Source organism: Aeromonas sp. R9-2 (assembly GCF_040908025.1).
Lineage (GTDB): Bacteria > Pseudomonadota > Gammaproteobacteria > Enterobacterales > Aeromonadaceae > Aeromonas > Aeromonas veronii.
Map to the genome: position 1 here is coordinate 93,655 of NZ_JBFOCX010000002.1, position 25,631 is coordinate 119,285.

Below are 25,631 nucleotides of genomic sequence, written 5' to 3' on the forward strand. Positions count from 1 at the left end.
TGCATCACAGGCTGAAATCTCGGGCAGCTTTGCGCTAGAATGGCGCCCCCGTGGCGGTTGTGACCAAAGAGAGCCCGATGAAGATAGTCGTTGATGAGAATATGCCCCATGCCGTGGAGCTGTTTGCCGAATTTGGCGAGGTGGTCGCCTTGCCCGGACGGCAGATGCAGGCCCGCGATCTGCTGGATGCCGATGTGCTGCTGGTGCGTTCGGTCACCCGCGTCAACGGCGATTTGCTGGCGACCAGCCCCAAACTCGGGTTTGTCGGCACCGCCACCATAGGCACCGACCATGTGGACAAGGCCCTGCTGGCAAGCCGCAATATTCCCTTCTTCAGCGCCCCCGGTTGCAACAAGTATTCGGTGGGGGATTATGTGCTCTCAGCCCTGCTGGTGCTGGCGGAGCGCTATGAACTCGACCTCTCGGCCATGACGTTGGCGGTGATTGGCGCGGGCAATACCGGCGAGTGTGTGGCTGGCAAGGCCCAAGCGCTCGGCATGCGGGTACTGCGCTGCGATCCACCCAAGGCGCGTAATACCCCCGATGCGGGCTTTGTCGATTATCAGACCGCTCTTGGCGCCGATATCGTCAGCTTCCATGTGCCCATTACCCGCGAAGGGCAGGATGCCACCTACCATCTGCTCGATGCCGAACAGATTGCCGCGCGTCCTGCCGGGCAGATCCTGATCAACGCATCCCGTGGCGAGGTGTGGGATAACCGGGCCCTGCTGGCACGTCAGCTGAGCGATGAGCCATTGCGACTGGTGATGGATGTGTGGGAGAACGAGCCCGAGCCACTGGCAGCGCTGGTGCCCCATACCGAGATTGCCACCCCCCATATCGCCGGTTACAGCCTGGAGGGGAAGGCGCGCGGTACCTGGATGCTCTACCAGGCGCTCTGCCAGCAGCTGGGACGCCAGCCTCGTCAGGATTTGAGTAAGCTCCTGCCAGCCCCCGATGTGCAGGCGGTGGTGCCGGGCCGCGCACCGGAGCAGGCGCTGATCAAGCAGCTGGTGCATCTGGTCTATGACGTGCGCCGCGATGATGCCCGTTTCCGGGCCCGACTCGGCTTGTCCGGCAGCTTTGACGAGCAGCGCAAACACTATCCCGAGCGCCGTGAACTATCCTCCCTGCAGGTTGAGGGGGCGTTTGCCGACCAGGCGCTGGGCGAGCTGGGATTTGCGCTGTCACGCCCCAGAATCGGGGGCAAATTGTTGGAAGATAACCGGAAGGGATGAGCCGTACTGGCTACCTCGAACCCCTTTTTTACTGAGCTGGCGCAGTCGCTACTGCGCCGTCTCAGCCATATCAGGCAGCGTCATCTCGCCGTGCGGGAGCCTGCCGACCATGGCGCCATCCGGCGCCATTGCAGCATTATCAGAGGAGAACAGAATGAGCCAGCAGTTTAACGTAGCGGTATTGGGTGCCAGCGGCGCCGTGGGTCAGGCGATGATCGAGATCCTGGAAGAGCGCGAATTTCCGGTTGCGACCCTCTATCCGCTGGCTTCCAGCCGCAGCGCCGGTGATACCGTGCGCTTTGGCGGCAAGAACCTCGAGATCCTCGATGTGGAGGAGTTTGACTGGAGCCAGGTGCAGATCGCACTCTTCTCTGCCGGTGCCGAGGTCTCTGCCAAGTGGGCGCCGATTGCTGCCGAACACGGCTGCATCGTCATCGACAACACCTCCTGCTTCCGTTACGACGAAGATATCCCGCTGGTGATCCCGGAAGTGAACCCGGATGCGCTGGCCGATTTTCGCAATCGCAACATCATCGCTAACCCCAACTGCTCCACTATCCAGATGCTGGTGGCCCTGAAGCCGCTGCACGACGAAGTGGGCATTGCCCGCATCAACGTGGCCACCTATCAATCCGTGTCAGGCTCCGGCAAAGAGGGGGTCAGCGAGTTGGCGGGTCAGACCGCTCATCTGCTCAACGGTCGTCCGGTGGAACCGACCCTCTATCCGCAACAGATCGCCTTTAACCTGATCCCGCAGATCGACAGCTTCACTGACAACGGCTACACCCGTGAAGAGATGAAGATGGTATGGGAAACCCAGAAGATCCTGGGGGATGCCAGCATTGCCGTGAACCCCACCTGCGTGCGGGTGCCGGTCTTCTACGGCCACGCCGAGGCGGTACACGTCGAACTGCACCAGCCGCTCGATGCCGAACAGGTCAAGGACCTGCTGCGCAATGCGCCGGGTGTGACCCTGTTTGATGACGAAGGGGACTATCCGACCCCGGTGCGTGACGCAACCGGCAAGGATGAGGTGCTGGTGGGTCGGGTGCGCCAGGATATTTCTCATCCAAGTGGTATCAATATGTGGATCGTGGCCGATAACGTTCGTAAGGGCGCGGCAACCAACAGTGTACAGATTGCCGAGCTGCTGGTTCGCGACTATCTGTAAGGCTGGTCAGATGCCACCGATGCGCAGCAGGGAGTGCTGCGCATCCGGCCTGTGATCAAACCGGGGTGTGACCCATGCCGCACTCCGTCACTTCAAGATTCTGTTGCGATATCAACTGATTAAGTTTTTTCCTACACTCAGGGTCAAGTTGGGTGCTAAATGTGTCGGACTGCTGGCTTGCCAGGCGAGCCTGATTTATATTGAACCGACTGTTTTGGGGTAACTATCCAGATTTTTCAATGTGATAGGGCCGTCATACGAAGGAACGAATATGGGACATTCCCGCATAACATTGGCAACGCTACTCGCATTGGGTCTGCTGGGCACCGTCCAGGCTGAAGACTCGGCGCGGGAGCCTTTTTTTGTCGAGCTAAAAGGCCCTGACGAACCCGCACCTCCCGCCGTCAATTCCCAGCCGCTGGCGCAGCCGGTCGCCAGACCCGTCGCGCAACCGGTGCGTACAACCGCCCAGCCGGTGGTGCGTCAGGTCACTGCTAATGCCGGTAGCTATGGCCCTGTTCGTCCGACCGATACCCTCTGGAGTCTGGCGAGCAAATATCGCCCCTCCAATCGGGTCAGCGTCTACCAGACCATGGTGGCGATTTACGAGAAAAACCCCCGCAGTTTTGCCGATGGCAATATCAACCACATTCTGGTGGGTTCCCGCATTCTGCTGCCGACCACGGCCGAGGCGAGCGTCATCACTGATGCCGAGGCCCGCGCCAAGTTCCGCAGCGACAACGCCAGCTGGAAGGGGTTAAGCCCCAAATATCTGGCTGACAAGCAGGCCCATACCGCCAAACCGGCTGCCGCCAAACCCGCGAAGGTTGAAGCCGCCAAGAGCGAGCCGGTGAAGGCTGCGCCTGCGCCGCTGCCAGTGGCGAAAGCCGCCCCCATTCCCGCCCCGGTGGTGGCACCGCAACCGGCGGCTGAAACCAAAGAAGTGGCCAAGGTGAGCGAGCCTGCGCCGAAAGAGGCGGTAGCACCTGCTCCTAGCGCTGCAGAAGGCTCCACACCGGCGCCTCTGCCTTCCGATCTGGATAAACCGGTGGGCAAACCGGCCACCGAGATGGCGCTGGCACTGGAAGATGCCAATGCCCAGCTCGGCCAGGTGACCGAGATGAACCACAGGCTCAAGCTGCGTCTGCAATCCCTGACCGAAGAGGTGGAGACCCTCAAGGCCCAGTTGCAGGATCAGACGGCGCTGCAAAAAGAGATTGCCGAGCTCAAGGCCCAACCGGTCCCGCCGGTGGCAGCCGAGCCTGAGCCTGAGAAAAACTGGTTGATGGACCTGCTCTCCTCACCGCTCAACCTCGCCATGATCATCCTGCTGCCGGTGCTGCTAGTATTGGCGCTGGTGACCCTGTGGCTGCGTGCCCGTGCCCGCCGCGAACTGGAAGAGCAGGAGAAGAGCCTCTCCGAATCCACCGCCATGATGATGGATCAGGAGCAGAGCGAGTTTGATGATCTGCTGAGCGTCGATGTGACCGACAACGAGCCGGTGCGCCCGGTGCCGGATCTCAACACCCCGGATGGCTTTATGCCGATGGAGCCTGACGAGCCGGCCGCCAAGCCGGATGTCGATCTGGTGTTCAGCGACGAGGGCGAGATGGAGCTGCAGGGTTTTGAGCCCGAGCGGATGGCGGCCCAGCCAGCCAGTCGTGACCCGGATCTTGTGCCGGATCTCGATCTCTCGCTGGATGAGCCCATTGCGCTGGCCAACGAGCCCGCCATGGATCTGGCCAGCGAGTTCAATCCCAAGCCCAAGGCCGCTGACGAGATCATGAGCGAAGAGGAGCTGCAGGCAGCCCTGTTTGCCGAGCTGGATGCGGATCTCTCAGCCGACCTCGAGCCCGATTTGAGCTCCATCGACGAAGTCGGTGCCGCTGACGACGATTTGGCCAGCTTCGATCTCGGTGATTTCGACAGTGCCCTCGACGAGCCCGCCACAGGGAAAGATGACAACGCCATTGATCTCAGTGCCGCAGAGGACACCGACGAGAGTGCGGATGCCATGCTGGCCGAGCTCGGTCTTGAGCCTGTCAAGGCGAAGGAAGCTGAGCTGGAGCTGGAGTGGGATCCCAACGAGCTGGCGCTCTCCGATTTCGAAGATGCGTTCGCTGAGGTGGAATCTCATCCGGCAGATGTTCAACCCCGTGAGCAGGCGCAAGAGAGCGGCTACGTCGAGATCGACAAGCTGCTGGCTGAAGCGGATGCCACCGCGCCGGAGCAGGAGCCGTATCAGGGCTTCTCGCTGGATGTGGGGCTCGATGGCTTTCCCGAGGTGCTGCCGGAATCCACCGGATTTGATGTGGATGCCGACGACGGCGGTGTGGGTGCCAAGCTAGATCTGGCCCGTGCCTACCTCGAGATTGACGACAAGGATAGCGCCCGCGAGCTGCTGCAAGAGGCGGCGGAGCAGGGCAGCGATCACCAGCGCGCTGAAGCCGAGAAGTTGCTCAAGCGGTTGGGCTAAAGGATTTCCCATCACGGGATCAGCAAAACGGGGGCAGCCAGCAGGCTGCCCTCTTCTTTTGGCGAGTTGCGATGGGGTGAGCATGGCCGCGCAGGCTCTCAATCTGGGCCAATTGCGTGCGTGGTGGGACTTTTCGGGCTGAGCGCGTATAATCCGCCCCGTTTCTTTCACTGCGTTTTCACAACAAGACAAGTTTATCCATGCGAATTGCCCTAGGTATTGAATATGACGGCAGCCGGTATTTCGGCTGGCAGCGTCAGCGTGAAGTGATCAGCGTGCAGGCTGAACTGGAGACGGCGCTGAGCCGGATTGCCAACCACCCTGTCTCCATCCAGTGTGCCGGACGCACCGATGCCGGTGTCCATGCGACCGGTCAGGTGATCCACTTCGATACCGAGGCGAACCGTGCCGAAGGGGCTTGGACCCTGGGGCTTAATTCCAACCTGCCGCCGGATATCGCCGTGCGCTGGGTCAAGCAGGTGGACGAGAGCTTCCACGCCCGCTTCAGCGCCACCGCCCGTCGCTACCGCTATGTCATCTACAACCACAACTACCGGCCGGCGATCCTCGGCAGTGGCGTCAGCCACTACCACGAGACCGTCGATGCGGAGTTGATGCACCAGGCGGGCCAGAGCCTGCTGGGGGAGCACGACTTCAGCACCTTCCGTGCCGTCGCCTGCCAATCCAACACCCCGTGGCGCAATGTGACCCATCTGTGTGTCAGCCGCTCCGGCCCCTACATCGTGCTCGACATCAAGGCCAACGCCTTCCTGCACCATATGGTGCGCAACATCACAGGCTCCCTGCTGCTGGTGGGGCAGGGGCTCAAACCGGTGGAGTGGATTGCCGAGGTGCTGGCTGCCAAGGATCGCAATCTGGCCGGGCCGACCGCCAAGGCCGGTGGCCTCTATCTGGTCGATGTGGATTACCCGGCCGAGTTTGCTCTGCCGCAGTTGCCGCTCGGCCCGCTGTGGCTGCCGGACTCGGCACCGGGTACGACCAGTTTTTAGTAACTGCGCCCGAAAAATTGTGGTTTAATGACCCGTCATTTGTTGCCATCGAGCTATTAAGTCATTGAACAATCTAGGCTCGATGCGTTTTGTCAGGCACAAAAGCATTAAGGAATTCCATGAGCTGGCTTGAGAAGATTCTTCCCAAGAGCAAGATCACTGCGCCTCGTCGTCACAACATTCCGGAAGGGGTGTGGACCAAGTGCAGTGCTTGTGAACAGGTGCTCTACCGGGCAGAGTTGGAGCGCAACCTCGAAGTGTGCCCCAAGTGTGATCATCATATGCGCATCAGCGCCCGCGCCCGTCTCGAGAGCTTCCTCGATGAGCAGGGTCGTACCGAGATCGGTGCCGAGCTGGAGCCGCAGGATGTACTGAAATTCAAGGATTCCAAGCGCTACAAGGATCGTTTGTCTGCCGCTCAGAAAGAGACTGCGGAGAAAGATGCGCTGGTGGTGATGAAAGGGACCCTCAAAGGGGTACCGGTTGTCGCCTGTTCGTTCGAATTCTCCTTCATGGGGGGCTCCATGGCCTCCGTGGTCGGTGCCCGCTTCGTGCGCGCCGTCGAGGAGTGCATCAAGGAAGGCCGCGGTCTGGTCTGCTTCTCCGCCTCTGGTGGTGCTCGCATGCAGGAAGCGCTGTTCTCCCTGATGCAGATGGCCAAGACCAGTGCAGCGCTGGACCGACTCACCAAGGCGGGCCTGCCCTATATCTCCGTGCTGACCGACCCCACCATGGGTGGCGTCTCTGCCAGTCTGGCGATGCTGGGTGACATCAACGTGGGCGAGCCCAAGGCGCTGATCGGCTTTGCAGGTCCGCGTGTTATCGAGCAGACCGTGCGCGAGAAGCTGCCGGAAGGCTTCCAGCGCTCCGAGTTCCTGCTGGAAAAGGGTGCCATCGATATCATCATCGATCGCCGCGAAATGCGTAACCGTCTGGCCAGCCTGCTCGCCAAAATGCTGAATACTCACGTCATCGAAGAGTGAAGATGAGTTCAAACATGCAACAATCCCAAAGCCGGTCGCTTGTCGACTGGCTTTCTTATTTGGAGCAGATCCATCCGGTCAATATCGACATGGGGCTGGATCGGGTCGGTGCTGTCGCCCGGTGTATGGGGCTTACCCAGCTGCCGTTCAAGGTGATCACGGTGGCGGGCACCAACGGCAAGGGCTCCAGCTGTGCCATGGCGGCCAGCATTCTGATGGCCGCAGGCTATAAGGTCGGCGTCTACTCCTCGCCCCATCTGCTGCGCTTTACCGAGCGGGTGCGGGTCAACGGGCAAGAGCTGCCCGACAGCGATCACTGCGCCGCTTTTGCCGAAGTGGAAGCGGCGCGTGGCGAGATTGCCCTTACCTTCTTCGAGTTCGCCACCCTGGCCGGTTTGTGGCTCTTCTGCCGCGCCGCGCCCGATGTGCTGCTGCTGGAAGTGGGACTGGGCGGTCGGCTCGACGCCACCAATGTAGTGGAGTCCGATGTTGCCATGATCACCTCCATTGCCCTCGATCACTGCGACTGGCTGGGGGATACCCGCGAAGCGGTGGCGGTGGAGAAGGCTGGGGTCTATCGCGCTGGCAAGCCCGCCATCAGCGGTGAGCCTAATCCGCCCGCGACTATTGCCAGCGAAGCCCAACGTCTTGGCGCCAACCTGCGTCAGGTCGGTATCGATTTTCGTGGCGATGAGCACGAGAGCGGTTGGGATTATCACGGCCTGAACCAGTGGCGGGATCTGCCAAAACCGGCGTTGCCACTGATGAACGCGGTGACCGTGCTGGCGGCGCTGGAATCCCTCGGCTTGCCGCTGCCGGAGTCCGCCATTCGTGACGGGCTTGCCAATGCCCGGCTGGCTGGCCGGATGCAGCAGTTGCAAAGTGCGCCGCTGGTGATCGTCGATGTAGCCCACAACCCCCATTCGGCGGCCTATCTGGCCGCGCAATTGCGCAAGATGCCCTGCTCGGGTGTACGCCGCGCCGTGGTCGGCATGCTCAAAGACAAGGACATGGCGGGCTCCCTTGCCGAACTCGATGGCTTGATTGGCGAGTGGTATCTGGCCAGCCTCACCGGCCCGCGCGCCGCCACCTCTGCGCAACTGGCTGCGGCGTTGGGAGAGGGCAAGGGGCCTGCCAGGGAGTTTGATGATGTCAGCGCCGCTTATCAGGCAGCGTTGGCCGCATCGAGTCCGGACGATATGGTCATTGTGTTTGGTTCGTTTTACACTGTCGCCGACATTCTGGCGGGTGTCGCCGTCTAGGCCACACCCCGGCTCCCCGGCCCTCGGGCGGGGAGCCAAATCGCATATTGAGTTACGTAAAGGTAGGATTCAACTTGGCCTCGAAGTTTCAAAACCGTCTGGTGGGCACCGTCATCCTGGTGGCCCTGGTTGTTATTTTCCTGCCGGACTTGCTGGATGGTCACAAGCTGGCACAAAAGGAGGAGGCCTTTGCCAAGATCCCGCTGCGCCCCGAGCTGGAGCCTGCCAAGCCTGCGCTGCAGGTCTCGGCAGCCAGCAGCCTGCCCGCCGATCATCTGGCCAGCCAGCAACAGGCCTCTGCGGCACAGCAGTGGCAAGTGGAAGAGGTGGCTGACCCCATGACTCTCGCCGGTCAGGGCAACGGTGCGCAGCCGGCGACAACCCCTGCCGCACCGGCGCCGGTCCAGCCGCAACAGAATGCCCAGCCCAAGCCACAGCCCAAGCCGGAAGTGGTGGCCAAAAAGCCGGTCGAACCGCCAAAGCCAGCACCCAAGCCGACGCCAGCCAAACCGGTTGAAGTGGCCAAGGCGCCCGCACCGACCAAGCCGCAGGCGGGTCAGATCAAGTCCCTCGACGATCTGATTGAAAGCAAAATGACCCAGCCGACCACTCCCGCGCCTGCTGCGGCACCGGCACAGGGTAGCTGGATCCTCCAGCTTGGCGCCTTCAAGAACGTCGACAGCGTCAACGCGCTGGTGAGCAAGCTGCGGGCGGCGGGCTACTCTGCCCACACCTCGCCGCGCACACCGGTGCAGGGTCAGCTCAACCGGGTCTTTATCGGGCCGGATGTCTCCAAGGCCAAACTGCAGGGGATGCAGGGGAGGATCTCCCAGATGACCGGCCTCAGTGGCTCGGTAGTCTCTTACAACCCGTAACGGTGTAATGGCCCTCTGAAACAAACACCGCGCCCCGTGCGCGGTGTTTATTTATCTGGCTGTCGTGATTTTTAAGGACGGCATCGTACAGACCACCACCCGGTTGGGATTTTCGGGCAGTTGGGGTAGTCTGAGCCCTTCTGCTACTCACAGGAGTTCAAGATGATCCTCTCGACGACCCCCACGCTGGAAGGCAAAGCCATTCGTGAATACCGCGGCATCGTGGTTGGCGAAGCCATTCTCGGCGCCAACATTTTCAAGGATCTCTTCGCCGGGATCCGCGACATCATCGGCGGCCGCTCCGGCGCTTATGAAAAAGAGCTGGCCCGTGCCCGCGAGATCGCCTTCGATGAGCTGAAAGAGCGCGCAGCGGCCCTTGGCGCCAATGCGGTGGTCGGCATCGATATCGACTACGAAGTGGTGGGGCAAAACGGCAGCATGCTGATGGTCAGCATCAGTGGCACCGCCGTGGTGGTCTGATCGGGCACCCGCCTCTGAATGGGCAATGAGCCGATAACCGGGTTATCGGCTTTTTTATTGCTTGGCAGATACGTGTTGTTTGTAAGGTTTTTTCTCAACTCATTGATTTTAAATATTTATATTTATTAATAATTCCACTGACCGGTTTTATTTTTTTAACTGGGTAGCCCGAGAGGGTCAAGCTAGAGTGCCGCCATCAGGAACGACACCGCTCACGGACGAGGTTCTCTTCTTTTGAAGGCGTATCACTATGAATCAAAAACCTGCTCTGCTGACCCTTGTCATGTTGGCCATGACCGCCCATGCCGGCAGTGCCCTCGCGGCGCTGCCCAACTTCAGCGCCACTTGTCCCACCGATATTCGGGTCAAGTCGCAAGGGGGCAACGTCTTTATCAATGGCAAGAAGGCGACCCTGAAAACGCTGGCGCCCGCCGCCTATTCGGCCACAAACGGCAAGGTGGTCATCGGGATCACCTTCGATCTGCCCGCCAGCGAACCCACCCTGGATTACGTCATCAAACATGATCGCCGAGCTCATGGCTTTTGCACCGTGCACGCCTGGTCGGCGGGCAAGGCAGCCGCACTGCCGATGGCCAAGGGAGATTCGCCCTATCAGGGCAAGTGGATCGCCAAGAACCGCGAGACAGGCGCCACGGTGGCCAATATTCAGGTGGATGGCAAGGAGCAGGTGTGGGTCAACGGAGTCAAGGTGAAGGCGAAACGGGCCGATGGCGCGCTGCAGTTTCGTCAGGGCACCATCCTCTATACCTTGCAGGGGGATCCGCGCATTCGCGATGAGAGCGACTGGAATGACAGCGATGTTCAGAATACCGGCCCCATCCTGCTCGAGTAACAGACGCGCCGTGCCACGGCTTGTCATTGATGCAAAAAACAGAGAGCGGCATGGCCGCTCTCTGTTTTGTTGTCTCTATTGGATGATAGCCGTGCGGGGTTAGATGCCGTGGATGGCGTTGGCTTCCCCATACCAGTCCAGTTTGTCGGCCAGAGTGACTACCGAGCCGATGATGATGAGACTCGGGCTCTTCACCTGACGGGCCAGTTCGGCCAACTGCTGCAGCTCGCCGCGCACCACCCGCTGGCTGAGCTGGGTGCCTTGCTCCACCAGCGCCACCGGGGTGTGGCCGGGCATGCCGTGGGTTTGCAGCGCATCCTGAATGCGGGCGGCGTGGGCCAGCCCCATGTAGAACACCAGGGTCTGGCGTGGGGCCGCCAGCGCCGACCACTCCTGGGCGATATTGCCCTCCTTGTCGTGGCCGGTGATGAACTGCACCCGCTGGGCGTGATCGCGGTGGGTGAGGGGAATGCCGCTGTAGGCAGCGCAGCCTGAGGCTGCCGTAATGCCCGGTACCACCGAGAAGGGGATGCCCGCCTCGGCCAGGGTTTCCAGCTCCTCGCCACCCCGGCCAAAGATAAAGGGATCGCCCCCCTTGAGCCGCACCACCTGTTTGCCGAGGCGAGCCTGCTCCAGCAACAGCTGGTTGATCGCCTGCTGGGGCACACAGTGGCGGCCCGCCTCCTTGCCAACAAAGATCCGCTCGGCATCCCGGCGAACAAGCGCCAACACCTCCTGCGAGACCAGCCGGTCATAGACCACCACATCCGCCTGCTGCAACTGCTGCAGACCGCTTAGGGTAAGCAGCCCCGCATCGCCTGGGCCGGCGCCCACCAGGGTCACGCTCCCCTTGCTCTGTGGTTGCTCATCGAGCAGCTCGGCGACGCTCTGCTCGGCAGCCTGCTGTTGGCCGCGCGCCAGCTGGCATGCCAGTCGCTCATGGCTAAAGAGCCGCTCCCAAAAGCGGCGGCGGGCCAGCTTGTCCGGAATGAGTTTGACCCGCTCGCGCAGCTTGCCCGCCAGCGCCGCGAGCTGGCCGAGGTGTTGCGGCAGCAACGCTTCAAGTTTTTCCCGCAGCTGGCGGCTCAGTACCGGCGCCGCGCCTGCGCTGGAGATGGCCACCATCAGCGGCGAGCGGTCGATGATGGCGGGCATGATGGCGCTGCAGTGGGCCGGAGAGTCCACCACATTGCAGAAGATCTGGCGCAGGTTCGCCTCATGAAAGACCTGCTGGTTGACCTCTTGCTGGTTGGTGGCGGCGATCACCAGCCACTTGCCATCGAGCAGTTCGGGATGAAAGCTGGCGGCGCAGACGGTCAGGCGACCCTGCTCGGCCCAGCTCATCAGCTGGGGTTCCAGATGCGGGGCATTGATGGTGATCTTCGCCTTGGTATCGAGCAGCAGGCGCGCCTTGCGCACTGCCACCTCACCACCGCCGACGATCAGGACCGGCTTGTTTTGCAGCTGACAGAAGAGAGGGAGAAAGTCCATAACAGGCTCCGGATACTGGCCCGCTCGCAATGCCGCGCCGGGCGAGATAGCAGGGTGCGCTGTGGCGCACCCCGGATGGTCGGGGGAAAGATCCCCCGACGGGAATAAAAAAGGGGAAGGGTGATCTACGCCCGGGCCAACGACAGATCCCCACCGGTGTCGGCCACTTGATCACGCTTCCCCAAACGAGGTTTTTCCTATTGCACCGCTTTGACGTGCATGTTGGCGACGTACTGATCTTCGGCCCAGAAGATGCGGTCAGCGACCATGGCTTCCGGATTGAGGGTGACGCCGCGCAGCACCCGCTCCTTGAACTTGTGATAACCGGCCCGGTCGATAAGGTGACCCATGTGCAGGTAGATGGGTTTGCCATCCAGCATCTCGGCCTCGAACTCGAACAGGTTCTTGATCACCGCGTGCAGCACCTCTTCGGTGACCCAGTTGAGGAACAGCTTGCCGGTACGAGGGGTCTTCTTGCTGGTGCGTCCCCCCAGCTTGACCATGTAGAGCTGCTTGGGATCCCGCTGCCAGGCCAGGGTCGGGCAGGCCAGCACGCACTCGCCACAGCCGATGCACTTGCTCTCCTCCTTGACCGCCTTGCCATGCTTGATGGCGAGGCAATCCACCGCGTGGTGGCTGCATGCCTTGACGCAGGCGCCGCAGCCGATGCAGCGCTCGGCATTGAAGTGGATCTTGGCGATGCCGAGGATACCGAAGTCGGCCATGTTGGCCTTGGCGCAGTCGTTGGGGCAGCCGGCGATCACCATCTTGAGGTGATAGGGGTTGGGGTAGAGGTGTTTCTCCATCCGCTGAGCCAGCCCGGAGCAGTCGATATTGCCCTTCTGGCAGATGGTGTTGCCCTGACAGGCGACGATGTTGCGCCCGCCGATGGTCTGGTAACCGGCTGTGGTGTCCTCTACCTCGATGCCGCAGGTCTCCACCTCGATCTCCTTGATAAAGGGCTCGAGGGCGGCGTTGACCTTGTCCATGTCCTGATACTTGATACCGGGCATCGCCAGCTTCTGGCGGGTGGTGAGGTGGATCAGGCCGTTGCCGTACTGTTCGGCGATCTGCTGGGCCACTGCCAGCAGGTGGGCGGGCATGATCCCGCCGGGAATGCGTACTCTGATCATCGCTTCGCCGCGCACCTTGGAGAGGCGGTATTCGTTCTTGGCGCGGGCCTTGATGATGTCGATATCGAGACTCATGGTGTTCTCCCTCAGTCGATCAGATGCTGGGCCTGGTCAAAACGAAAGACCGGTCCATCCACGCAGATATAGGTGTCGCCCATCCGGCAGTGGCCACACTTGCCCACGGCGCAGGCCATGCGGCGTTCGTAGTCGACCCAGATGCGATCCTTGGGGATGCCCCGTTCGAGGAAGGCGAGCACCACGAAGCGGATCATGATGGGGGGGCCGACCACGATCACCTGGATATCCTCCTTGTCAGCGAGATCCAGCTGGTCGATGTAGTCGGTGACCCGGCCGATGCGAAACTGCTCGCTCTCCTTGCCCTCGTCCAGGGTGACGATGAGGTTCTGCTGCTCGGCCCAGAGCGGCATCTCGTGGCGATAGAGCACCGCCTGCTCGTTCTTGAAGCCGAGGATCATGTCGAGGGACTTCACCTCTTCCGGATGTTTGCTGAAGCGGCGCAGCAGCCCCTTGACCGGCGCGACGCCGGTGCCGCCCGCCACCACGATGAGGTGCTGGTTGCGGTAGGTCTCCAGCGGATAGCCGTTGCCGTGGACGCCGCGCATCCACACCTTGTCGCCCACATCGAGGGCAAACAGCGCATCGGTCACCTTGCCGACCTTGCGGATCAACAGATCCACATAGCTATCGCCATAGTCGGAGACCGAGATGGGCGCTTCGCCGACGGTGGGCAGGGAGATCTCCACAAACTGACCGTAGTGGACATCAAAGTCGCGGGAGACCCGAAAGTTCCACTCAAGCTCGGTGTGGCGCTCGATGGCCAGAATGGTGTAGGCCTTGGGCAGCAGGCGGTTTTCGACCACGCCCTGCTGCGGTTCTGCTGTTGCGGTTTGCTGGCACTGGCACATATCAGTTCGCCCCCTGCGCGTTGTCGGCTGCGATGGTCTGTTCGACCACATCGGTCATCTTGTTGATGATGTTGCTAAAGGAGATGTAGTGAGGGCAGCGATCGTCGCAGCGGCCGCAGCCGACGCACATGTGCTCCTCCCCCTGACGGGCCTTGTAGTCGTTGACCTTGTGCAGGGCGCGATAACGCAGGCGCTCGCCATGCTTGGCGCGAAAACCGTGGCCACCGGCCATGTCGCTGAAGCCATCCACCATACAGCTGGCCCACTGGCGACGGCGCTCACCCTGCTTGGGGTTCTCGGCATAAGTGAGGTCGTGCACGCTGTAGCAGCTGCAGGTCGGGCAGGAGGTGGTACAGCGGCCGCAGCCGATGCAGCGGCTGTCGTACTCGGCCCAGACCGGATGAGCGGTGAGGATTTGGCGGATCCGCTGGGGGTCGTCACAGACGCTGTCCGGGGTGCGTACCTTGACCGGGTTGCTCTGGACAAACTCCGGGGTGAAGTCATCGGATTCACCCAGTTCGGCAAAGTAGCCGAGCAGCTCGGGATCCTTTACCTCAATACGGGCACCCTCATCGCTCAGACGAATGGCGGCGGCGTAGTCCCGGGTCTCGTTGCTGCCCATGGAGACGCAGAAGCAGTTCTCGAAGCTCTCGCGGCACTCCAGCAGCACCAGCTTGAGCTTGCTGCGCAGCCGGGCGTAGTAGACGTCGCTGTTCTGGCCGTTTTTGAGATAGACCTGATCCAGCCTGCGCAGGGCGTGGATATCGCAGCTGCGCAAGAACAGCAGGGTGGGCTTGGCCTCCACCTTTGATTCGCGCAGCTCCAGATTGTCGAAGTGGAACAGGGTCTGGGTGATGGGGAGCACCACCTCTTTCGGGGAGAAGTGGGACTTCTCCTGCCACACCAGATCGGCCGGATGACGGATGCTGTGATAGGTGACGTTGTCGGTGTCGGAGAAGCGGCCGCCCCGATATTCGGCCGCGGGCGCCATGATCCGGTAATCGGGCAGCAGCCGCTCGAACAGCTGCGCCAGCGCGGGATGGGTGAGAAGAAACGACATAAATAAACACCTTGTATGAGGGTGAGATGCCCTGGCATAGGGATGAGGCGCAAGCAGCTAAGAGTGTCTGGCACCGGTTCTGGCCGCGCTTGCCTCGCCACGGTCTGTTTTTATGACTCATGTTGCTCAACTGACCCGATTGTTATTGTGTTGGCGGCGCGAGCGTCGCGGCAGGTCGGGTCATGCCTGTAAAACCCTTGTCAATTGAGCAGGGCGGCCTGATAGCCTGCGCACTTGCCCATCACGTATCCCATCTCCAGCTTGTTGATATCGCGGGTGAAACGGGAGACGGGGAAGTAGTCGGCCGGGGCGATCACCTCGATCTGGCAGTCCTCCGGCGGATTGGCGATAAAATCGAGCGCTTCGTTGTAGCTGCGATCCCGCTGCTCCAGCGCCTGTGCCAGCGCGGGGCGGGTCTTGAGCAGGGTGCGGATCATCCAGGGGAAGGGCATCGGCTTGAGCCGGTAGCCAAGGGGCTCGGAGAGGATCACCGTCAGGTGACGGGCACCGCGACGGTAGGCCTCGATCACCGGGATGGAGTCGGCCACTCCGCCATCTGTCATCGGTACCCCGTGCACCTCCGGGTATTCGTGGGAGGCGAGGGGAATGGCGCAGCTGGCTGGCAGCACCTCGTTCATGTTCTCCGGCTTGACCCGGATGTACTCCGCCTTGCCGGTCAGGGTATTGGTCACCACCGCATAGAAGGGGATGCCGGTCTCCCGGTAGGCGTGAATGTCGAGGGGATACTTGCGGCAGCTGGTGTTCCACAGCCAGTGGATATCCACCAGATTGCCCCCCTTGGCAAAGCGCAGGGGATCCATAAACTGCTGGCTGCACGCCAGTTTGGTCAGGATCTCGTGGCTGCGGCCATGCTGGCTGGCGAGATAAGCCAGCAAGTTGGTGGCCCCCGCCGAGACGCCGATGGCGAAGTCAAAGGGGCGATAGTCATGCTCGATAAACGCATCCAGCACGCCGCTGGCAAATATGCCGCGCATGGCACCGCCTTCTACAACCAATGCGCTGGGGGATGCGTTTTTGTTCATGACAGGCACCTCATTGATAAGTCAGAGAAAAAAGTGGGAAAGAGAACGTTCGGGCTGTCAGGCCGACCATTCTGACAACCAACCGGGGTTGGCCATCGCAATGAGGTCATTCTAGGAAGGGGATGGTGTTTAGAATATCTGTTAATAATGAATCAAGTGTTTTGTATTTCTAAACGATAGTGATAAACCCGTTGTGATCAAAGGGGTTGTGTAGGAGTCTCAACGACTCTGTGATGGCTGGATATTGGCAAGGATGAGTGTGTCATGACGTTATTGGTTCCCCCGCTGCTCCAACGTGGCGATACCATCGCTTTTTTCTCCCCCTCCAGCGCGGCGACCGCCTGGGCACCCAACCGTTTTGCCCGCGCAAAAGCCTTTCTTGAGGGGCAGGGCTTTAGGCTCAAGGCGGGCAGCCTCACCGGCCAGCAGGATTATTGGCGCTCCGGCTCCATCGCCGCGCGGGCCGAGGAGCTCAATGCCCTTATTCGCGACCCAGAAGTGCGCTGCATCATGTCGGTGATTGGCGGCAGCAACTCCAACTCCCTGCTGCCCTACCTCGATTTTGAGGCGCTGAGGCGCGACCCCAAGATCATCGTCGGCTACTCCGATGTGACGGCCCTGCTGCTCGGCATCCATGCTCAAACTGGCCTGGTTACCTTTTATGGCCCGGCGCTGGTGGCCTCCTTTGGCGAGTTGCCGCCGCTGGTGGATGAGACGCTGGCCAGTTTTTTACAGATTGCGTTGGCCGACGAAGCTGGCGTCCCCTGCACGTTGCCCACCCCGGTAAAGTGGAGCGATGAGCGGCTGAACTGGGAGAACCAGACCCGGGCCAAGCAGTGCCAGCCCAATCGGCTGATCTCGGTGGGCTCAGGCCGGGTTGAGGGACGGCTGATTGGCGGCAACCTCAACACCATGGCGGGGATCTGGGGTTCCCCCTATATGCCGCCCATCGAGCACGGCGACATTTTGCTGCTGGAGGACAGCCTGAAATCAGCCGAGACGCTGGAGCGATCTTTTGCCCATCTCAAGCTGTGCGGGGTGTTTGATCGGATCGGCGCGCTTATCCTCGGCAAGCATGAGCTGTTCAACGATCAGGGTAGCGGCAAGCGCCCCCTCGATATCCTGCTGGAGGTGGTGGGGGAGCCGAACTTCCCCATTCTGGCGGAGTTTGACTGCGCCCATACCCACCCCATGCTGACGTTGCCGCTGGGTATCGAGGTGGCGCTCGATCTCGACCATCAGCAGCTCACGCTACTGGAGCACTGGTGGCGAGCAGAATGAGGGCGAAATGAATGTCCAACAACAAGGCCGCGGATGCGGCCTTGTCTGTTTTTGTGGGGAGGGATCAGGGTAGGGCATCGGGCCGGAAGCTGGCGCGGATCTGCGGCACCAGGCTTGAAGGGTCGAACCCTTTCTCCTCGCCCAGCACCGGATGGAGCAGGGGCTTCTCTTCGATGGGGGTGATATCCCCCGCCAGCAGCTGTCGGGTGGCCTGACCCATCTGGTAGAGCTGGCGCACCGGCGCAAACTGGGTCGCCAGATTGAGGGGATCATCTGCGCGGGCAAAGGCCATCATGGGGATCTGGTAGGTGGCATCGCGCGCCGGCTTGTCACCGTGAATGCCCTTGCCGGCGGACATCAAAAACGGCTGGTGATCGCCAAAGGCCACCACCAGATAGCGCTTGTCCGACTGGTCTAGGGTCTTGAGCAGTCGCTCCAGCGAGGCCATGGCATCCACCACCCCTGTGTAATAGGTGTTGAGCAGCTGGGTGTCACTCTCGCTCTGGTTCGGGCAGGCGCCGCTGCGCTCCTGCCCCTGATAGCGGGGGCCATCGAAGGGGCCGTGCCCCTGCATGGTGACCGCATAGGCAAACAGCGGTTTGTCATCCTGTTCGCTGCGCTTGAGCAGGTGGTCGATCAGCGCATCATCGGAGATATAGAGCCCCTTGTGCTCAAGGGTGGTGAAGCGGGTGTCGAACCAGCGCTCCTCATAGCCAAGCGCCGGGATCGCCTTGGCGCGGCCCCAGAATTTTTCCACATAGGGGTGAGCGAACAGGGTCTGGTAGCCACTCTGTCTGGCGCTCTGGGCCAGCCCCGGCACCTGCTGTGAGAGGTAGTAGTAGGGCACCACCCCCTGCTTGAGCAAGCCCACCGGCAGGCCGGTGTTCATCTCGAACTCCGCCAGCACCGTCATGCCGCCGGTGGTGGGGGAGTGGATGGTTTTTTGCCACTGCTGCACGCTGGCGGGCAGGGAGAGAGTGGGAGCCGGGGCGCAGATCCGCCCCTTCCAGTCGAGCCAGAGCGACTCATATTGCAGCACGATCACCAGATCCCAGCGCGGCGCTATGCCCTGGGGCGGATAGCTCAGCTGTGGGGCCAGCTCGTTGATCTGCAAGGGGTAGCGAAACACGCTGCCACTTTGCAGCATCTCGTCCACCAGATTGAACAGATAGAGGCCGGGGCCGGAGCGGATGATGTCCCTGTGGTAGTTGACCGCGCGATCCACGTAGCGAATGTTGGCCCCCAGCAGCTTGTTGCCGGTCTGGGTGGCAAAGACGCACAGGGCAAAGAAGGCGACGGTGGCGGCGGCTGTGCGCAACACCCAGCGTGACAGGGCAAAGCGCCAGCAGAGAAACAGTGCCAGCAACACGGTGAAGATGGGCAGGATGGGGTGCTGGTCGAGCAGGATCCGCAGCAGCGCCAGCAGGTTGCCAAAATCATCCCCGCCGAGCGGCACGCCGTAGATGGCGATCTTCATAAAGTTGGCCAGCAGACCTATGCCAGAAAGCGCGGTAAAGACCAGTCCCATATAGAGGTTGAAGCCCGCCAGCGCGCAGAGGCTCCAACCCAGCACCATGCTGCCCCAGGCCAGATAGTAGTGCTCTGGGCGAAAGCCTGACCAGAGCAGAAACTCCCCCAGCTTGAACACCACGAAGCCGTGCAGCAGCACGAAGGTGAGGTTGCCGAGCAGCAGGCTGCCGATGATCCGCCAGCGCAGGCTGCGGCGCAGCTTTGGCAGCACCGTTTTGAGCACGGCGGCGCTCAGGGCCAGCACCAGCGTCAGGCTCACCACCAGATAGGTGAGGTTGAAGCCTTGCTCCGGCAGGGTTTGCAGGATCTGGCTGAAGTCGCCGCTCTCGGGGCGATCTTTGAGCAGCAGACCGATGCGCAGCTGATAGCGGCTGGCCAGCGCGTCATCCGGGGCGCGCAGGGTGCTGTTGAGATCCAGTGTGCAGCGGTTATTGCGGCACACCTGACGCTTATCCACCGCTTGACTGAGCTGGTCGATCCGCTCCCCCTTGTCGTTGAGCAGCTCCACCCGCACCTTGTCCCCCGCTTGCAATGGCCCTCGCAACTGCCATTGGCTGCGCACCACCAGATAGAGGCCGCGGCTGTCGCTTTTATAGAGCAGGGCGTGGCGGGTGAGGGTAGCCAGCGGATTGTCGGCGGGGCCCAGTACCAGCGGCTGGGCACGGCCCAGCCAACTGCCGGGATTGATCAGCGGCAACAACAGGGTCAGCAGCAGCAATCCGCCCAGCAGGGCAAGCAGCAGAGAGGGCAGACTCAGGACGCGGGGGCGGCCTGAGGAGGGGCGATTCATATAAGCTCATCCTTTGAGCGAGTGAGGGAGAGATCGTTCATCCGCATAGAGTTTGACCCGATGGTGCGGGCCTTGTTTCAGCTTGTCAATTTAATGACCACTTAATGAATATTTGGTTACAGCTCAACCTTGCAAATTGTGATCCCGATCGAGGGGTTGTTCGGAATATGTGATGAAAGCGTCATCATGGGGTTTTGCCACTGGCTTGGGAGGGATCTGCTGTTTAGTCTCTCGATAGCGACTGGAGGTACATGTATGAATCCCAAAGTGATGGCACGTCAGGCCAGATTGCTGCGCATGCTGGAGAGCAAGGAAGAGATCCGGATCGGACGCGAGCGAGACTGCCCGTTACCGCTGGCCCAACTGGTCAAGCTGAAGGATAGCCATCCGGCTGTGGTCAAGGTATACCGCCACGGTCTCACCGCAGAGGTGTTTCACCTCAAGGTGGAGGGGCATCACTGGTGCCTCAAGCGGCGCCGTCAGGATTCGCTGGTGGCCAACCTCGATGGCAAGACTGCCTTTCTGACCGAGCTGGAGCGGCGGCGCGAAATCGAGGCGCTGCGCGAGCTGCACCCTACCGTCCTCTCCCACGTGGTCTGCACCAGCTTTGGCTCGGCGCGGGCCGGGGTACTGGTCTCCCCCTGGTTGCGGGGTGTGCCGGTCCATCAGCTCAACGAGCGCAATCTGGCCCAGATGCTGGAGGTGCAGGGTGAGCTGGCCCGTTGGGGCTGGTTTGACTGGGACCCGAGCCCGGGCAACCTGCTCGATGACGGCGAGCAGATCTGCGTGTTCGACTTTGGCTATATGTGGACCTTCGATCCCCGCTTTGAATACAACTCCAACGGTCTGGTCGACCCGCAGTTCCATGTGCCGGAGCGACTGGAGACCCGCACCCTCTCCGGACTCTGGCTCGATGAGGCCGATCCTCTGCCGCAATTTCGCTACTGGCGCGAGCTTTGCCTGAAATGGGTGAAACGGGAGATCCATCACCTGATCCGCGAAGGGGCCAGCGCGCCCGTGCTGGCCCGCCTGCACGCCCTGCAAGGGGAGTGGAGCGCCGCGCTGGCGAGCGACGAGGCGCTGGTCGCCAACTGGTGGCGGGACATGTATCGCAGCCACCGGCTCGATGTGGCCGATGATCTGAGCGGCCAGAGCTGCGGCCCGCTCACCCTGCGTCGCCTCGACTGGTTGATGCAGGCAGTGACGGATCACTATCCGCTGCTGGTGGACAATCTCTCGCCTCAGGAGACGGAGCTCGGCCAGACCGGGCTGCTGGCCCGCTTGCAGCAGCTGCGCCGCGAAGCCGTGGCCTGTCAGTTGCCAGCCACCAGCCTTGCCTGAGCTAACACATCCGCGGAATACAAATGAACAGGGCGCCGTGTTGGCGCCCTGTTGCATGGTCTGGTTCGCCTCGCGGTGAGGGTCAGTCCAGCAACTCCTGATGGAGGCGGTTGACGATATTGCCCGCCTCGCTCTCCTTGACCAAGAAGCAGAGGTTGTGGGCGCTGGCGCCGTAGCAGATCATCCGGATGTTGTGCTCGCGCAGGGCGTCAAAGACCTGACTGCCCACCCCGTTCACTTCGCTCATCCGGTTGCCGATGAGCGCCACCAGTGCCAGACCGGTTTCCACCTCCACCTTGCAGAGTTGCCCCAGTTCGGCCAGTACCTTGTCGCTCAGGATCGGCTCGCCGTTGCTCTGGCTGCCGGTGTGATCCAGCGTCAGCGACACGCTCACCTCCGACGTGGTGATGAGATCGACCGAGATGCGATGACGGGCCAGAATGCCGAACACTTCGGCCAGGAAGCCGTAGGCGTGGAACATGTTGAGGCTGTGCAGGGTCACCAGCACCTGCTGGCGGCGCAGGGCGACGGCGCGAAACAGCGGGCTTGAATCTGTGCTGGCACGGATCCAGGTACCACCGGCGGCAGGATCCTTGGCGGAGCCGACAAACACCGGAATATTCTGGCGCACCGCCGGTTGCAGGGTGGCGGGGTGCAGCACCTTGGCGCCGAAGGTGGCCATCTCCGCTGCTTCGACAAAACTGATTTCGGGAATGGGGCGGGCGCGGGTGACGAGGCGCGGATCCGTGGTGTAGATGCCGGGCACATCGGTCCAGATCTCGATACTGGCGGCATCGAGCGCTTCGGCGAGCAGGGCTGCGCTGTAGTCAGAGCCGCCGCGCCCCAGCGTGGTGGTGCGGCCATCGCCATCGGCACCGATAAAGCCCTGGGTGATGATGAGGCTGTCGCCCAGCTGCGGGCCCAGTGTCTGCTGGCAGAGGGTACGGGTAGTGGCCAGATCGACGGTGGCCTTGCCAAAGCGGCTGTCGGTGCGCATCAGCTGGCGCACATCCTGCCAGTGGGCCTTGACGCCGCGCTGGCGCAACAGCTCGGTAAAGAGGCGGGTAGACATCAGCTCGCCGCAGGCAATGAGGCGATCGGCCAGCTCCGCATCGGTATGCTGGTGGGCTTGCTGGGCCATGAGGCGAATTTCGTCCAGCTGGCCATGAATGAGGGCGCTCACATCATCGGGGTTGCCGAGATCGGCCAGAATGGCCTGCTGGATCCCGGCCAGTTTGGCCAGTTGCTCGTCGCGGCCCGCTTCGTCCAGCTCCCCTTGAGCCAGAGCGACCAGCAGGTTGGTGACACCGGCGCTGGCGCTCAGTACTACCACCCGGGTGGAGGGATTGGCCAGCACGATGTCGGCGCAGTTATTCATGGCCGGGAAGTTGGCGACACTGGTTCCGCCAAACTTGGCGACATTGATCGGGCTCATTGCTTACTCCTGTCTTATTTTAAGATTCCGGTTCCATCGGGCAAAAAAGAGAGGAGGAGGCTGAAAATGGCAGGAATGAACGAAGCTATCCCGGCCAGAAGCACTCCACCTGCAGAGCCCATCCCGTACCGCCCCTGACAGGGCGCGGTGGGGGATGATCACTACCGATGACAACCCGGGGGATTCAGCCCCCGCAGCCGACGTTGAGGTCACCAGTCTCCTCACTCGTCTCGGCGCTGCTCCCCCTGACCCAAGTTCACCGGACGCTGGCGTCCTCCCTTGGGCTGCCTGGGCAGCGCTCCTCTTCTGGCTCCACCAGGGCGGTGGAGTGCATTTAGAAATACCCTGCGTTGGATTGCACTGTCAATCGAGTTTGTGAAAAAGTTCAAATTGTCGGCTAACTCAACACAGAATCAATGGCTTAGGCAATGGTCTTTGACAAAACCTTGGAACGGCGCTGCCAGTTGTAGAGACGCTGGCGCGCCACCGGTAGATCTTCCACTTCCAGCGGATCGAAGCCCCGCTCCCGGAACCAGTGGATGGAGCGGGTGGTAAGCACGAACAGGCGGCGAATGCCAAGCCGCTTGGCCCGCTCGGCCACCTTGGCCACCAGCTGATCCCCCCGGTTGGAGTTGCGATAGTCGGGGTGGATGGCGACGCAGGCCATCTCCGCCATCGCCTCTTCCATAAAGCAGTAGAGGGCCGCGCAGCCGATGATGAGACCATCGCGCTCGATGATGGTGAACTTGTCGATCTCCATCTCCAGCTGCTCGCGGGAGCGGCGCACCAGAATGCCTTCCTCCTCCAGCGGGCGAATGAGATCCAGAATGCCGCCGATATCCTCGATGGTAGCGGCGCGGGCCTGCTCGGCACTTTCCCGCACGATCTGGGTGCCGAGGCCGTCGCGGCTGAACAGCTCCTGCAACATGGCGCCATCATCCTGATAGCTCACCAGATGGGAGCGGGGCACGCCGCCACGGCAGGAGGCAATGGCCGCACGCAGGTAGCGGGCGGTGCCGGACATCTCTTCGCCCGCCTGCTCCAGCTCCACCAGCAGCTCTTCGGCCTGCTCGGGGAAGAGCTCGGAGATAGCTTCGCCGCGTCTGTCCATCACCCCCTGGGTGCTGCTAAAGCAGATAAGCTTGTCCGCCTTGAGGTCGACCGCCACCCGGCGGGCCACCTCTTCGGAGCTGAGGTTAAAGCTCTCGCCGGTGACCGAGCAGCCGATGGGGGAGATGAGCACCAGACTCTTCTGATCGAGCTGGCGGGTGATCCCCTCAACGTCGATGCGGCGCACCCGGCCGCTGTGGCAAAAGTCGATGCCATCATCCACCCCCAGCGGCTGGGCGGTGACGAAGTTGCCGCTCACCACGCTGATCCGCGCCCCCTGCATTGGGGTGTTGGCGAGCCCCATGGAGAGCTGGGCGGTGATGTCGTATTGCAGGCCGCCACACACCTGCTTGATGATGGTGAAACTCTCGTCATCGGTGACCCGGATCCGCTTGTGATACTGGGCCTCGATACCGGCGCGGGCCAGCGCTTCATCGTTTTGCGGACGTGAACCAAACACCAGCACCAGGCGTATGCCCAGTGTCTGCAGCAGAGCGATATCGCTGACGATATTGGCGAAGTTGGGGTGGCAGATGGCTTCTCCCCCCATCATCAGCACAAAGGTGGCACCCCGATGCACATTGACATAGGGGGTGGATTGCCGGAAGGCATTGACCAGACTGGGTTCGCGTTCACGCACTTGATATTTCTTCCATAAAAAAACAGCGATTGGCTCAATATATGAAAATTAATTCACAAATCAAGACTAAATATTGATTTTGGCCGTTTCTGGTCTATGAGGAGCGGCTTGGCCGTGCGGATTGGGAACAGGTGGCAGGAAGCGCAGACGGCCGCCGGGGCGAGCGATGAGGGCCCGCCGGTTGATCCGGCGCGATAAACTGCTATCTTCGATGCTCCTTTTCGTCAGCTGTGTGATTTCACAGGGTTTTATACAAGGACAGAATTCATGGAACAGATTATTTCACCGGCAGATGCCCTGCCGGGACGACGCGAAGCGATGGTGATTGGTCAGCAGCATGCGGTGAATGGCAACCCGACCCAGGGTCCCTGGCCCGAGAACATGGAGATCGCGTGGTTTGGCATGGGCTGTTTCTGGGGCGTGGAGCGCCTGTTCTGGCAGCAGCCGGGCGTCTACTCCACCGCGGCCGGTTATCAGGGCGGCGTGACCCAGAATCCCACCTACAAAGAGGTGTGCAGCGGGCTGACCGGCCATGCCGAGACGGTGCAGGTGGTGTTTGATCCGGCGGTGATCAGCTACGGCGACCTGCTCAGACTGTTCTGGGAGCAGCACGATCCGGCGCAGGGGATGCGTCAGGGCGGGGACATTGGCACCCAGTATCGCTCGGTGATCTTCTATGGTGACGAGAGCCAGCAGATCATTGCCCAGCAGAGCATGGCGGCCTATCAGCAGGCGATGGCGGCAAGCGGCGACAGCCGGGCCATTACCACCCGCATTCTGCCGCTGGCGCCCTTCTACTACGCCGAGGATTACCATCAGCAATATCTGGAGAAAAACCCGGATGGCTACTGCGGGCTGGGTGGCATTGGAGTCTGTTTGCCGCCAAGCCTGAACCGCTGAACAGGTTTGTAGTCGATTTCTTAATAAAAGTGAAAATAAATGGTCGGAGGAGGGAACTTATTGCGACCAGTCGGGACTAACTAGGTAGCGTCCAGGGATCGGATGCAAAGTCCAGACACATTTCTTGCCTTGATAACCGCCTGATGAATGAACGCACTGGCGGGTTGAAAATGATAGCAAGCAGGGCTGCCCACCAAGGCGGCCCTTTTCCTTATCTGCGGTTCTGAAATCTTGCGTTGGGCGGGAGAGCCGTACGGCAGATCAGCCGATGGCGCTGTCGAACAGGTTCTTGATGAGATCGATAAACTCGATGAGGAAGGTTTTCTGTTCCGGGGTCGGAGCGCGCAGCCAGACGGCGGAGAGCACCTCTTCCAGATCGGCGACCACGGCGTCGGCCTCCTGCATGATGGCGAAACGCACCTTGGGATCGAGCTGGGGGTTTTGCTCGCAAATGGCCATCAGGTTGCTGGCAACACGACCACTGACCAGATCTTCGATGGTCTCTTCACCATCGTTCTGCTGCTGGGATTCAAACAATCCCAAACTCTCCACCAGATACTCGATCAGCGAGATATAGCCTTCACTTTCTACCACCATGGTTGC

The 25,631-nt window shown here is 61.3% G+C and carries 21 protein-coding genes and 1 riboswitch; of the genes, 12 read left to right on the top strand and 9 right to left on the bottom strand.

Annotated elements, in window-relative coordinates; genetic code table 11:
• The first annotated feature begins 77 nt into the window (after positions 1–77).
• The 9 genes from AB5Y71_RS00660 to AB5Y71_RS00700 all read left to right on the top strand — a co-directional run bounded on the left by AB5Y71_RS00660 (position 78) and on the right by AB5Y71_RS00700 (position 10,348).
• The gene (locus AB5Y71_RS00660; protein ID WP_368170748.1) at positions 78–1,238 is read left to right on the top strand and encodes a 4-phosphoerythronate dehydrogenase; all 1,161 of its coding nucleotides are present in this window, start codon (positions 78–80) and stop codon (positions 1,236–1,238) included.
• A 154-nt stretch (positions 1,239–1,392) separates the two neighbouring features.
• On the top strand, positions 1,393–2,409 hold the full coding sequence (locus AB5Y71_RS00665; RefSeq protein ID WP_005344937.1) for an aspartate-semialdehyde dehydrogenase: 1,017 nt from the start codon (positions 1,393–1,395) through the stop codon (positions 2,407–2,409).
• 271 nt (positions 2,410–2,680) lie between these two features.
• Positions 2,681–4,885, top strand: a complete 2,205-nt coding sequence (locus AB5Y71_RS00670; RefSeq protein WP_368170749.1) for a FimV/HubP family polar landmark protein — start codon at positions 2,681–2,683, stop codon at positions 4,883–4,885.
• A gap of 200 nt (positions 4,886–5,085) precedes the next feature.
• Positions 5,086–5,895 carry a tRNA pseudouridine(38-40) synthase TruA gene (gene truA / locus AB5Y71_RS00675; RefSeq protein ID WP_368170750.1) on the top strand — a complete coding sequence of 270 codons (810 nt, stop codon included), beginning with the start codon at positions 5,086–5,088 and terminating at the stop codon, positions 5,893–5,895.
• Positions 5,896–6,014: 119 nt separating this feature from the next.
• Positions 6,015–6,878: an acetyl-CoA carboxylase, carboxyltransferase subunit beta gene (gene accD, locus AB5Y71_RS00680; RefSeq protein WP_005333765.1), complete on the top strand. Its 864-nt coding sequence runs from the start codon at positions 6,015–6,017 to the stop codon at positions 6,876–6,878.
• Between the two features lie 2 nt (positions 6,879–6,880).
• Positions 6,881–8,140: a bifunctional tetrahydrofolate synthase/dihydrofolate synthase gene (gene folC, locus AB5Y71_RS00685; protein WP_368170751.1), complete on the top strand. Its 1,260-nt coding sequence runs from the start codon at positions 6,881–6,883 to the stop codon at positions 8,138–8,140.
• Positions 8,141–8,214: 74 nt separating this feature from the next.
• Complete coding sequence (gene dedD, locus AB5Y71_RS00690) at positions 8,215–9,015, top strand: cell division protein DedD (protein WP_040066443.1); 801 nt, start codon at positions 8,215–8,217, stop codon at positions 9,013–9,015.
• Between the two features lie 162 nt (positions 9,016–9,177).
• On the top strand, positions 9,178–9,495 hold the full coding sequence (locus AB5Y71_RS00695; RefSeq protein ID WP_005352756.1) for a heavy metal-binding domain-containing protein: 318 nt from the start codon (positions 9,178–9,180) through the stop codon (positions 9,493–9,495).
• A 250-nt stretch (positions 9,496–9,745) separates the two neighbouring features.
• Positions 9,746–10,348, top strand: coding sequence for a hypothetical protein (locus AB5Y71_RS00700; protein ID WP_368170752.1), 603 nt, complete (start codon positions 9,746–9,748; stop codon positions 10,346–10,348).
• Positions 10,349–10,447: 99 nt separating this feature from the next.
• On the opposite strand, the gene cysG is transcribed toward AB5Y71_RS00700, so the two are convergent.
• From cysG to AB5Y71_RS00725, 5 genes are all read right to left on the bottom strand, one after another.
• Positions 10,448–11,839, bottom strand: a complete 1,392-nt coding sequence (cysG, locus tag AB5Y71_RS00705) for a siroheme synthase CysG (RefSeq protein ID WP_368170753.1) — start codon at positions 11,837–11,839, stop codon at positions 10,448–10,450.
• A 197-nt stretch (positions 11,840–12,036) separates the two neighbouring features.
• Positions 12,037–13,047, bottom strand: a complete 1,011-nt coding sequence (asrC, locus tag AB5Y71_RS00710) for a sulfite reductase subunit C (RefSeq protein ID WP_368170754.1) — start codon at positions 13,045–13,047, stop codon at positions 12,037–12,039.
• An 11-nt stretch (positions 13,048–13,058) separates the two neighbouring features.
• Positions 13,059–13,898: an anaerobic sulfite reductase subunit AsrB gene (gene asrB, locus AB5Y71_RS00715; RefSeq protein WP_368170755.1), complete on the bottom strand. Its 840-nt coding sequence runs from the start codon at positions 13,896–13,898 to the stop codon at positions 13,059–13,061.
• Between the two features lies 1 nt (position 13,899).
• Positions 13,900–14,958 (bottom strand): anaerobic sulfite reductase subunit AsrA, encoded by a 1,059-nt coding sequence (gene asrA / locus AB5Y71_RS00720; protein WP_139444257.1) that lies wholly within the window; start codon positions 14,956–14,958, stop codon positions 13,900–13,902.
• 200 nt (positions 14,959–15,158) lie between these two features.
• Positions 15,159–16,001, bottom strand: a complete 843-nt coding sequence (locus tag AB5Y71_RS00725; RefSeq protein ID WP_005333746.1) for a patatin family protein — start codon at positions 15,999–16,001, stop codon at positions 15,159–15,161.
• A gap of 264 nt (positions 16,002–16,265) precedes the next feature.
• Here AB5Y71_RS00725 and AB5Y71_RS00730 point away from each other — a divergent pair, with 264 nt between their 5' ends.
• Positions 16,266–17,282 (top strand): S66 peptidase family protein, encoded by a 1,017-nt coding sequence (locus AB5Y71_RS00730; protein WP_368170756.1) that lies wholly within the window; start codon positions 16,266–16,268, stop codon positions 17,280–17,282.
• A gap of 64 nt (positions 17,283–17,346) precedes the next feature.
• Here the strand turns inward: AB5Y71_RS00730 and AB5Y71_RS00735 are convergent, their stop codons facing one another.
• Positions 17,347–19,602 carry an LTA synthase family protein gene (locus AB5Y71_RS00735; protein WP_368170757.1) on the bottom strand — a complete coding sequence of 752 codons (2,256 nt, stop codon included), beginning with the start codon at positions 19,600–19,602 and terminating at the stop codon, positions 17,347–17,349.
• A 255-nt stretch (positions 19,603–19,857) separates the two neighbouring features.
• On the opposite strand from AB5Y71_RS00735, the gene AB5Y71_RS00740 reads away from it, so the two are divergent.
• Positions 19,858–20,943 carry a hypothetical protein gene (locus AB5Y71_RS00740; RefSeq protein WP_005333743.1) on the top strand — a complete coding sequence of 362 codons (1,086 nt, stop codon included), beginning with the start codon at positions 19,858–19,860 and terminating at the stop codon, positions 20,941–20,943.
• Positions 20,944–21,025: 82 nt separating this feature from the next.
• Here AB5Y71_RS00740 and lysC read toward each other — a convergent pair whose 3' ends face one another.
• Together lysC and argA are read right to left on the bottom strand one after the other, a co-directional pair.
• Positions 21,026–22,378, bottom strand: coding sequence for a lysine-sensitive aspartokinase 3 (gene lysC, locus AB5Y71_RS00745; protein ID WP_368170758.1), 1,353 nt, complete (start codon positions 22,376–22,378; stop codon positions 21,026–21,028).
• Positions 22,379–22,468: 90 nt separating this feature from the next.
• Positions 22,469–22,692: riboswitch (Lysine riboswitch) on the bottom strand.
• A 107-nt stretch (positions 22,693–22,799) separates the two neighbouring features.
• Complete coding sequence (gene argA, locus AB5Y71_RS00750) at positions 22,800–24,128, bottom strand: amino-acid N-acetyltransferase (protein WP_005345063.1); 1,329 nt, start codon at positions 24,126–24,128, stop codon at positions 22,800–22,802.
• A gap of 267 nt (positions 24,129–24,395) precedes the next feature.
• Here argA and msrA point away from each other — a divergent pair, with 267 nt between their 5' ends.
• Entirely contained in the window at positions 24,396–25,028 is a 633-nt protein-coding gene (gene msrA / locus AB5Y71_RS00755; RefSeq protein ID WP_005352745.1) for a peptide-methionine (S)-S-oxide reductase MsrA, read from the top strand.
• 261 nt (positions 25,029–25,289) lie between these two features.
• On the opposite strand, the gene AB5Y71_RS00760 is transcribed toward msrA, so the two are convergent.
• Complete coding sequence (locus AB5Y71_RS00760) at positions 25,290–25,625, bottom strand: DUF3802 family protein (RefSeq protein ID WP_005333735.1); 336 nt, start codon at positions 25,623–25,625, stop codon at positions 25,290–25,292.
• Between the last annotated feature and the right edge of the window lie 6 nt (positions 25,626–25,631).

What these genes read in the sequence shown, in the direction of transcription:
- AB5Y71_RS00695 (WP_005352756.1), top strand. Translation starts at nt 9,178, where the DNA reads ATGATCCTCTCGACGACCCCCACGCTGGAAGGCAAAGCCATTCGTGAA.
- msrA (WP_005352745.1), top strand. Translation starts at nt 24,396, where the DNA reads ATGGAACAGATTATTTCACCGGCAGATGCCCTGCCGGGACGACGCGAA.
- AB5Y71_RS00735 (WP_368170757.1), bottom strand. Translation starts at nt 19,602, where the DNA reads ATGAATCGCCCCTCCTCAGGCCGCCCCCGCGTCCTGAGTCTGCCCTCT.
- cysG (WP_368170753.1), bottom strand. Translation starts at nt 11,839, where the DNA reads ATGGACTTTCTCCCTCTCTTCTGTCAGCTGCAAAACAAGCCGGTCCTG.
- AB5Y71_RS00660 (WP_368170748.1), top strand. Translation starts at nt 78, where the DNA reads ATGAAGATAGTCGTTGATGAGAATATGCCCCATGCCGTGGAGCTGTTT.
- AB5Y71_RS00725 (WP_005333746.1), bottom strand. Translation starts at nt 16,001, where the DNA reads ATGAACAAAAACGCATCCCCCAGCGCATTGGTTGTAGAAGGCGGTGCC.
- lysC (WP_368170758.1), bottom strand. Translation starts at nt 22,378, where the DNA reads ATGAGCCCGATCAATGTCGCCAAGTTTGGCGGAACCAGTGTCGCCAAC.
- truA (WP_368170750.1), top strand. Translation starts at nt 5,086, where the DNA reads ATGCGAATTGCCCTAGGTATTGAATATGACGGCAGCCGGTATTTCGGC.
- AB5Y71_RS00740 (WP_005333743.1), top strand. Translation starts at nt 19,858, where the DNA reads ATGAATCCCAAAGTGATGGCACGTCAGGCCAGATTGCTGCGCATGCTG.
- AB5Y71_RS00760 (WP_005333735.1), bottom strand. Translation starts at nt 25,625, where the DNA reads ATGGTGGTAGAAAGTGAAGGCTATATCTCGCTGATCGAGTATCTGGTG.
- asrB (WP_368170755.1), bottom strand. Translation starts at nt 13,898, where the DNA reads ATGTGCCAGTGCCAGCAAACCGCAACAGCAGAACCGCAGCAGGGCGTG.
- folC (WP_368170751.1), top strand. Translation starts at nt 6,881, where the DNA reads ATGAGTTCAAACATGCAACAATCCCAAAGCCGGTCGCTTGTCGACTGG.
- AB5Y71_RS00700 (WP_368170752.1), top strand. Translation starts at nt 9,746, where the DNA reads ATGAATCAAAAACCTGCTCTGCTGACCCTTGTCATGTTGGCCATGACC.
- asrC (WP_368170754.1), bottom strand. Translation starts at nt 13,047, where the DNA reads ATGAGTCTCGATATCGACATCATCAAGGCCCGCGCCAAGAACGAATAC.
- AB5Y71_RS00665 (WP_005344937.1), top strand. Translation starts at nt 1,393, where the DNA reads ATGAGCCAGCAGTTTAACGTAGCGGTATTGGGTGCCAGCGGCGCCGTG.
- asrA (WP_139444257.1), bottom strand. Translation starts at nt 14,958, where the DNA reads ATGTCGTTTCTTCTCACCCATCCCGCGCTGGCGCAGCTGTTCGAGCGG.
- AB5Y71_RS00670 (WP_368170749.1), top strand. Translation starts at nt 2,681, where the DNA reads ATGGGACATTCCCGCATAACATTGGCAACGCTACTCGCATTGGGTCTG.
- accD (WP_005333765.1), top strand. Translation starts at nt 6,015, where the DNA reads ATGAGCTGGCTTGAGAAGATTCTTCCCAAGAGCAAGATCACTGCGCCT.
- AB5Y71_RS00730 (WP_368170756.1), top strand. Translation starts at nt 16,266, where the DNA reads ATGACGTTATTGGTTCCCCCGCTGCTCCAACGTGGCGATACCATCGCT.